A 6,721-nucleotide genomic window follows, 5' to 3' on the forward strand; every position below is an offset into this window, starting at 1 on the left:
GGCGCCGGCCCGCCCCCCCCCCCCCCCCCGCCCCCCCCCCCGCCCCGGGGCCCCCCCCCCCCCCCCGCGCCGGCCCCGGCGACCAGTGGCCGTCCGTGGGGGCACGGGGTTCAGCCGCGCTCCCAGACGTAGAAGCGGTGCGCCATCGCGTCCTTCGGCGAGCGCCAGGTCTCGGGATCGTACGCGGTGACGTACGCCGACAGCCGCTCGCTGATGTCCCGGAACTGGGGGTGTCCGGCCACCTTGGCGATGGCCGGCCCGGGGTCCTGGTCGGACTCGATGAGGTGCAGGTACACGTCGCCGAACTGGAAGAGGCTGCGGCGGGTGACCCCGACGAGATGCGGCAGCTCTCCCCGGTCGGACTCCTCGAAAATCTTGGCGATGTCCGGGGCCGAACCCGGGGCCATCCGGGCGACGATCAGGGCCTGGTGCATGGGGAGTGTCCTCCGTCCGGCTCAGTCGGTCAGGGCGGGCGCGGAGCCCTGCTCGGCGGCGGCCTTCTCGATGCGGTCCCGGATCAGGGCCATCTGGACCTTGGAGTTCCGGTTGATGTTGTCCGTCATCCAGTCGTCGTCGACCGGCGCCTCGGGCTTCATCTCGAAGTCCTGCGTCCACACCATCCTGGTGCCTGCGGGCACCTTCTCGTACTGCCAGCGGATGTTCATGTAGGCGAAGGGCCCGGTCTCGACGCGGCGTGCTGTGACGGTCAGCGTGTCGCGGTCCGTCTCCCGTTCCGAGACCCAGCTCCACACGGTGCCGTTCTCGTCGGGGTGCATGGTCAGCCGGAACGAGGTCTTGTTCCCCTCCTGGGACAGGATCTCCACCGAGGCGTACTCGCTGAACAACTGCGTCCAGTTCGCCACGTCGTTGGTCATGTCCCACACCAGGTCCAGCGGCGCGGCGATCGTGATCTCGTTCTGCGTGTGTCCGGCCATGTCACGCTCCTGCCAGGAGGGCACTGTTGACGAGGTCGAGGAACTGCCGGGGGGTCTTGCAGCGCTCCGTGTCCGGCGGCATCGGCGTGCCATACCGGTTCTCCAGCTCGCCCACGATGCCCAGCAGCCCCAGCGAGTCGATGCCGATGGCGTCGAAGCCGGAGTCGTAGCGCTCCTGCAGCTCGGCCGGGGCGACGGTGACGCCGGCGGCCTTCTTCATCAGCTCGGCCAGCTCTTCCACGGTGATGCGGTCACTCATGCGGGTTCCTCTCCTTTGCTGTGCGGCGCCTCGTCACGAGGCGTTGGCGGCGCCGTGCCGCAGCACCAGCGCCGAGTTGGAGCCCATGAGCCCCCGGCTGAGGACCAGCGCCGTACGCGTCTCGGCGGCGCGGGCGCGGCTGGTCACCAGGTCGAGGTCATGGCAGATGTCGAAGACGTTGGGGGTGGGCGGGATCAGGCCGTGCTCCATCGAGAGCACCGCCGCCGCGGCGTCCAGCACGGGCGCCGCGCAGTAGCCGCGTCCGATACCGGTCTTCGGGGCAGTCACCGGCACACGCCTGGCGTGGGTGCCGAGGGCGTCGGCGATCGCCAGCGCCTCGGCACGGTCCGCCTCCGGTACGCCGAGGGCGTCGGCGAAGACCACGTCGATCTCCTCGGGGGCGCAGCCGGCCTCGTCCAGGGCACCGCGGATGGCCTCGGCGAGCCCTGCCCGGGACTCCTCCCAGCGGGAGGCGCCGGTGAACGTCGCCGCGTGTCCGGCCAGCACGGCCCGTACCCGCGCGCCCCGTTCCCGGGCCGCTGTCTCCTCCTCCACGACGAGCATCGCACCGCCCTCCGCGGGTACGAACCCGCAGGCCGAGCTGGTGAACGGGCGATAGGCGCGCGTCGGGTCGTCGGCGCCGCTCAGCTCCCGGTAGCCGAGCTGGCAGACCACCGAGTACGGGGCGAGCGGGGCCTCGGTCGAGCCGGCCACGAGCACGTCGGTGCCGCGTCGCACGGCCCGCGCCGCGTGCGCGAGCGCGTCCAGGCCGCCGGCCTCGTCGGCGGCGACCACCGAGCAGGGGCCCTTGAACCCGCGCCGGATGGAGATCTGGCCGGTGCTGGCGGCGTAGAACCAGGCGATGGACTGGTACGGCCCGACGAAGCGGCTGCCCTTGCCCCACAGCTGCTGGAGCTCGCGCTGCCCGAACTCGCCGCCGCCGGAACCGGCCGCGGTGACCACGCCCACGGAGAACGGCGTCTCGTCGGTGTCGGCCTGGCTGAGTCGAGCGTCGTCCAGCGCGAGGTCGGCCGCCACCAGCGCGAAGTGGGTGAACCGGTCGGTCTGGACGAGGTAGCGCTCCTCGACCGCCGCCGACGGCTCGAAGGCGCGGACTTCACCGGCCACCCGCAGCGGCAGGTGCTCGCACCCCTCGCGGGTGACCCGGTCGAGGACGCTGATGCCTTCCTGGGTGGACTTCCAGAAAGCCTCGGTGCTGGTTCCGTTGGGCGCGACCACACCGATTCCGGTGACGGCGGCGCGCCGTGGATGCGGTTCGCTCATCGTGTCCTCTCCCTCGGCCGGGTCAGGACCACCGCGGACTGGAAGCCGCCGAACCCGCTGCCCACGGAGAGCACGCTGTTCAGCGTCCGTTCGCGCGCGACGCGCGGAACGTAGTCCAGGTCGCACTCGGGGTCCGGGGTCTGGTAGTTCGCGGTGGGCGGTACCACCTGGTGGGCTAGGGCAAGCACGCAGGCGACGACCTCGATCGCCCCGATCGCGCCGAGGGAGTGGCCCACCATCGACTTGATGGAACTCATGGGGGTGTCGTAGGCGTGCTGTCCCAGGGCCCGTTTCACCGCGGCGGTCTCGTGACGGTCGTTCTGCTGGGTGCCCGACCCGTGCGCGTTGACGTAGTCGATCGCCGTGCCGTCGAGCCGGGCGTGGTCGAGGGCGTCCTCGATGGCCCGGGCCATCTCCAGGCCCTCGGTGGTCAGACCGGTCATGTGGTAGGCGTTGCCGAAGGTCGCGTAGCCGCTGAGCTCGCAGTACACGTGCGCGCCGCGGGCCCGGGCGTGTTCGAGCTCCTCCAGGACGAGTACGGCGCCGCCCTCGCCCATGACGAACCCGTTGCGGTCGGCGTCGAAGGGTCGCGAGGCGTGGGCGGGGTCGTCGTTGTTCGGGGAGGTGGCCTTGATCGCGTCGAAGCAGGCCATGGTGATCGGGGAGATCGGCGAGTCCGCGGCACCGGCTATGCACACGTCGGCCCTGCCCTCCTCGATGGTGTGGAAGGCGTATCCGACCGCGTCGAGCCCCGAGGTGCAGCCCGTGGAGACGGTCTGCACCGGCCCGTGCGCTTCGAACCGTTCCGCCACCGCCGAGGCGAGCGTGCTGGGCGAGAACGCGCGGTGCAGATGCGGGCCCGCCTCCTCGTGGCCCACGTCCCAGCGCTGCCCGCTGTGGCTGACCAGGACGTAGTCGTGCTCCAGCCGAGTGGTGCCGCCGACCGCGGTGCCCAGGGAGACCCCGACCCGCCAGGGGTTCTCCCTCGCGAGCTCGAGACCGGAGTCCCGTATCGCCTCCGCCCCGGCCACCAGCGCGAACTGGATGTACCGATCGCACCGTGCGACGTCCTCCGCGTCCAGGCCGTGCGCCGCCGGGTCGAAGTCGCACTCGGCGGCGATCCGGGAACGCAGGCCGGACGGGTCGAAGAAGGTGATGCCCCGCGTCGCGGTGCGCCCGTCCGCCAGCAGACTCCAGAACGCCGGTACGCCGATGCCGCCCGGGGCGACGACACCTATGCCGGTGACCGCCACGCGCCTGGTCATGACCCCACCTGAGGTCCTGCGGCCATTCGGCCCACCCCGGCGGGGGCCGCCTCCGTGGGGACCGGGACGGCGTCGGTCTCCTCGGTGTCGACGTGGCCGAGCGGCGGCGACGGGGCCAGCGGCCCGAGATGGAAGACGATGCGGGCCTCCACGTTGCCCACGTTGCGGAAACGGTGCCGCATGTGGGCCGGGATCATCAGGCCCTGCTCGGGCTGCAGCGAGTGCGGCTCCCCGTCGAGGTCGACCTCCAGCTGCCCGCACAGGGCGTAGACGAACTCCTCCGAGTACGGGTGGTAGTGCTCGGCGATGCGGTCGCCGGGCTGCACGATGGCCACGCCCATGAAACCGCTGGTGGAGCCGACCGTGGCGGGAGTGAGCAGGGCGCGCAGGTCGCCGCCGCGCCGGGTGTTGGGCTCGACCTCGCTGAGGTCCACGATTCTGGGACGGTGTTTTTTCACGACGTTGCTCCGATCGTGTGCTGTGTCGACGGGGGTGCGGTGGCCGCCGCGCCCCGGCTGCTGGAGGAGTCAGGCCTCGGGTGAACGGCGATCCGTGACGAGTTCCATGCGGGCGAGCCCGAGCAGGTGCGTGAGACCGCCGTCCCGCGCGGCGGCGTCCGCACCGGAGCTGCCGTCCAGGAACATCGTCAGCTCGGCCGCCTTCGCGGGGTCCAGGAGGCCGAGGGACATCGCGGGGTCGCCGGCGTCGAGACTGCCGCGCAGGTCGATCAGCCGCACCACGACGTCGTCGCGCTGGAAGATCGTGCTGCGCAGCACCGGGCTGCGCGGATCGTCCGCCGCCGCCTCGTCCTGCTCCGCGAGCAGCTCGGCCAGCTGGAGCCCGCGACCGGGCCGGGCCGGGTAGTACAGCGCGTGCCGTTCCGCCGCCGGATCCTCCCGCTCGGCCGTCACATGGTGGACGGCGGGCAGCGCGGCCCGGGTGAAGAAGACCCGGGCGGACTCGGGGTCGTCGAGGTCCCGGTCCTGCTCCAGATACGGATTGATGGCCTCCTCGACGGCCCGCACCTCGGGCTGCCGGGCGACGTGACGCAATGCCGCGAGCAGGTCGCCCCGCACCTCGATGGCCCGCACCACCCGGTTGCCGTGCATGAACAGGGAGGTGCGGCACAGCCGGGTGGTGTCGTCGACCCGCGGCTCGGGCGAGGCGTAACCGGCGAGGATCTCGGCGACGGTCGCCTCGCTGCCGGGCTTGACCGTGAACGTGAGCGCGTGCCGGATCACGCCGTCACCGATGCGGGGCGCGGTCTGCAGGCCGCGCCGGCCCAACGGGGCTTGCGCCGCCGGGCCGCCGGTCTCCCGGACGACGTGGAAGCGCAGCGACCGGGTGTCCCGGACACAGCTGTGCAGCGGCTCCACCATCCGAACGTGTGCTTCGCTGTTCACCCAGGTGAGGAAGGGCGGAGCGCTCTCCCACTCACTGGTGATGAGCCACTGGGAGGGATTCTCGATCGACTGGCACAGCTGGTCGCTGACGTGCCCGGGGACCGACGCGACCTGGTTGCAGAGTTGCTCGTACGCCTCCAGGAACTGCTGCTGGGCTCCGTCGTAGACGTCCACCAGCAGGACGACCCGGAGCCTGGAGCCGTCGAACACTGACTGGGAGACACGCGGCGACACCTTGCCGGTCCGCGGCTTTGAGGCAGGTGCAGACGTGGTGGTCATCCTGGGCACTTCTCCTTCGCGGGGCGGGAAAGCAGCGATCTGGGCTGCGGCGCTCCGATGTGAGCGTGACTCGATCCTGTGCCGGTCCCCTCCGGCGCGCGATTCGTATGGACTACGAGGGTGACCCGGACGGCCGTCGGACGCGTTCACGTGAGGTGGGCGAAGACCACCAGGTTGTCCGTGTAGTCCCTGACCGTGTGGTCGTACTCGCCCGCGCAGGTGATGAGCCGGACCTGGGCCTGCGGGGTGTCGCCGTACACCCGCTGACTGGGGAAGTCGTCCTTGGCGAACTGCTCCGCGTCGTCGACCACGAAGGTCGCGGTGCTCCGGTTGGCCCTGACGACCCGGAAGGTGTCGCCCTTCTTCAGTTCACCCAGGCCGGCGAAGACCGCCGCCGAGGTGGTCGTGTCCACGTGCCCTGCGATGATCGCCGTGCCCGTCTCGCCGGGAGAGGCACCCCCGGCGTACCAGCCGACGAGGTTGGTGTCGTCCGGCGGCGGGGGCTCGAGCTGCCCGGTGGGCCCGATGGCCAGGTCGGTGAAGGGGGCGTCGACCGAGATCTTCGGGATGAGCAGACGGACGGGCCTCGATCGCGGCAGATGCTTGCCTACGGGCAGGAGGCTCGGGGAGGCGGACAGGGGGGCCTGCGGGGTTTGCGGGGCCTGCGGGGCGGGGTGGCCCTGGGCAGGGCGAGGGGTGTCGGACGGCGTGCCGGGGCTGCCGCCGAACAGGCTCATCGCCAGGATCAGGAGGGCCGTGGCGCACAGCACCAACAGGCCTCCGTGAGGGCCTTGGCGGGCCGGCAGCGGCTGGTCGTCGGTGGGAGAGGAGGGAGGGACAGCCATAGGGTGGATCACCTCACTGGTGCGCGGCGGCGGGGCGGACGGAGCGGGCAGGGGGCGTCAGCGGAGCGGCCGCCACACGATGCACCGGTGGCGGCCGCTCCGCTGACGCGTCCGGCATGGATCAGGCCGCGCCGGGGACCGACTTCCTGCGCCGGGCGGCGTACAGCCCGCTCCCGGCGACGGCCAGGACCGCCAGTCCGCCCGCGGTCACCGCGGGCGTGGCCAGCGCGCCGCCTCCGGTGTGCATCCCGCCGCTGGGCTTTTCGTGGCCGCCGCCCCAGGAGTCCTCACTGTCCTTGGTCCAGGAGGAGTCCTTGCCGCCGTGCTCGCTGTCCTTGGAGGAGTGGTCACCGTCGTTCACCGCGGTCAGCGCGCCGCCTCCGGTGTGCACTCCGCCGCTGGGCTTTTCGTGGCTGCCGCTCCAGGAGTCCTCGTGGTCCTTGGTCGAGGA

The 6,721-nt window shown here is 71.9% G+C and carries 9 protein-coding genes; all 9 read right to left on the minus strand.

Going from position 1 to position 6,721, the window contains the following annotated elements:
* Positions 1-110: 110 nt before the first annotated feature.
* Positions 111-434, minus strand: a complete 324-nt coding sequence (locus ACIBK3_RS34425) for a TcmI family type II polyketide cyclase (protein ID WP_399371472.1) — start codon at positions 432-434, stop codon at positions 111-113.
* Positions 435-455: 21 nt separating this feature from the next.
* A complete protein-coding gene (locus ACIBK3_RS34430; protein ID WP_399371474.1) occupies positions 456-935 on the minus strand; it encodes an SRPBCC family protein in 480 nt (159 codons plus the stop codon).
* 1 nt (position 936) lies between these two features.
* Positions 937-1,194 (minus strand): acyl carrier protein, encoded by a 258-nt coding sequence (locus ACIBK3_RS34435; RefSeq protein ID WP_030937038.1) that lies wholly within the window; start codon positions 1,192-1,194, stop codon positions 937-939.
* Positions 1,195-1,227: 33 nt separating this feature from the next.
* Positions 1,228-2,478 carry a ketosynthase chain-length factor gene (locus tag ACIBK3_RS34440; protein WP_399371475.1) on the minus strand — a complete coding sequence of 417 codons (1,251 nt, stop codon included), beginning with the start codon at positions 2,476-2,478 and terminating at the stop codon, positions 1,228-1,230.
* Positions 2,475-3,743: a beta-ketoacyl-[acyl-carrier-protein] synthase family protein gene (locus ACIBK3_RS34445; protein WP_399371476.1), complete on the minus strand. Its 1,269-nt coding sequence runs from the start codon at positions 3,741-3,743 to the stop codon at positions 2,475-2,477. The genes ACIBK3_RS34440 and ACIBK3_RS34445 overlap by 4 nt, the downstream gene beginning before the upstream one ends.
* On the minus strand, positions 3,740-4,177 hold the full coding sequence (locus tag ACIBK3_RS34450) for a cupin domain-containing protein (RefSeq protein ID WP_399371478.1): 438 nt from the start codon (positions 4,175-4,177) through the stop codon (positions 3,740-3,742). The genes ACIBK3_RS34445 and ACIBK3_RS34450 overlap by 4 nt, the downstream gene beginning before the upstream one ends.
* 93 nt (positions 4,178-4,270) lie before the next feature.
* The gene (locus ACIBK3_RS34455; RefSeq protein WP_399371479.1) at positions 4,271-5,425 is read right to left on the minus strand and encodes a SchA/CurD-like domain-containing protein; all 1,155 of its coding nucleotides are present in this window, start codon (positions 5,423-5,425) and stop codon (positions 4,271-4,273) included.
* Between the two features lie 146 nt (positions 5,426-5,571).
* A complete protein-coding gene (locus ACIBK3_RS34460) occupies positions 5,572-6,270 on the minus strand; it encodes a class F sortase (protein ID WP_399371480.1) in 699 nt (232 codons plus the stop codon).
* 121 nt (positions 6,271-6,391) lie between these two features.
* The coding region (locus ACIBK3_RS34465; protein WP_399371482.1) for a hypothetical protein at positions 6,392-6,721 on the minus strand (330 nt) is incomplete at its 5' end.

The organism is Streptomyces sp. NPDC050287 (assembly GCF_044459385.1).
Classification (GTDB): Bacteria; Actinomycetota; Actinomycetes; order Streptomycetales; family Streptomycetaceae; genus Streptomyces.

Excerpts from the sequence above, each read along its gene's own strand:
- ACIBK3_RS34425 (WP_399371472.1), bottom strand. The coding sequence starts at position 434 with ATGCACCAGGCCCTGATCGTCGCCCGGATGGCCCCGGGTTCGGCCCCG.
- ACIBK3_RS34430 (WP_399371474.1), bottom strand. The coding sequence starts at position 935 with ATGGCCGGACACACGCAGAACGAGATCACGATCGCCGCGCCGCTGGAC.
- ACIBK3_RS34435 (WP_030937038.1), bottom strand. The coding sequence starts at position 1,194 with ATGAGTGACCGCATCACCGTGGAAGAGCTGGCCGAGCTGATGAAGAAG.
- ACIBK3_RS34440 (WP_399371475.1), bottom strand. The coding sequence starts at position 2,478 with ATGAGCGAACCGCATCCACGGCGCGCCGCCGTCACCGGAATCGGTGTG.
- ACIBK3_RS34445 (WP_399371476.1), bottom strand. The coding sequence starts at position 3,743 with ATGACCAGGCGCGTGGCGGTCACCGGCATAGGTGTCGTCGCCCCGGGC.
- ACIBK3_RS34455 (WP_399371479.1), bottom strand. The coding sequence starts at position 5,425 with ATGACCACCACGTCTGCACCTGCCTCAAAGCCGCGGACCGGCAAGGTG.
- ACIBK3_RS34460 (WP_399371480.1), bottom strand. The coding sequence starts at position 6,270 with ATGGCTGTCCCTCCCTCCTCTCCCACCGACGACCAGCCGCTGCCGGCC.